This window comes from Vibrio sp. 1078-1, assembly GCF_033340475.1.
The window spans coordinates 1-840 of the sequence record NZ_JAWOWM010000187.1 but is presented as its reverse complement, the minus strand read 5'-3'; the positions used below and the strand labels follow the sequence as shown (position 1 = coordinate 840).

Annotated in this window: 1 pseudogene; it reads right to left on the bottom strand. The window is 49.3% G+C overall.

Going from position 1 to position 840, the window contains the following annotated elements:
• Positions 1-840: pseudogene (carB, locus tag R7190_RS26480) on the bottom strand (carbamoyl phosphate synthase large subunit); the annotation flags it as partial.

Genomic DNA, 840 nt, shown 5'->3' with positions numbered 1-840 from the left:
TAGTGTGTAGGCAGGAAGCGAACATGCAGAGTCACCAGAGTGAACGCCCGCTTGCTCAATGTGCTCCATGATGCCGCCGATAACCACGCGCTCACCGTCACAGATAGCGTCGATATCCACTTCTGTTGCATCATCTAGGAATCGGTCTAGTAGAACTGGAGATTCATTCGATACGCTTACTGCTTCGTTGAAGTAACGACGCAAGTCTTGTTCATCGTAGACGATTTCCATCGCACGACCACCCAAAACGTAAGATGGACGAACAACGAGTGGGAAGCCGACTTCACGAGATTTCTCAACCGCTTGCTCCATCGCCGTTACTGTTGCGTTTTGTGGTTGTAGAAGACCTAAACGCTCAACTGCAGCCTGGAAACGCTCACGGTCTTCTGCGCGGTCAATCGCATCTGGGCTTGTACCGATGATTGGCACGCCTGCAGCTTCTAGTGCGCGAGCCAGTTTAAGTGGCGTTTGACCACCGTACTGAACAATCACACCTTTTGGCTTTTCAACGCGGGCGATAGACAACACATCTTCAAGAGTTACTGGTTCGAAGTAAAGACGGTCAGATGTATCGTAGTCTGTCGATACTGTTTCTGGGTTACAGTTCACCATAATGGTTTCGTAGCCATCTTCACGAAGCGCTAGTGATGCATGTACACAACAGTAGTCGAATTCGATACCTTGACCGATACGGTTTGGACCACCGCCCAGTACCATGATCTTGTCTTTATCTGTTGGGTTTGCTTCACATTCTTCATCGTAAGATGAGTACATGTAAGCCGTATCAGAAGAGAACTCTGCCGCACACGTATCCACACGCTTGTAGACAGGGTGGATGTC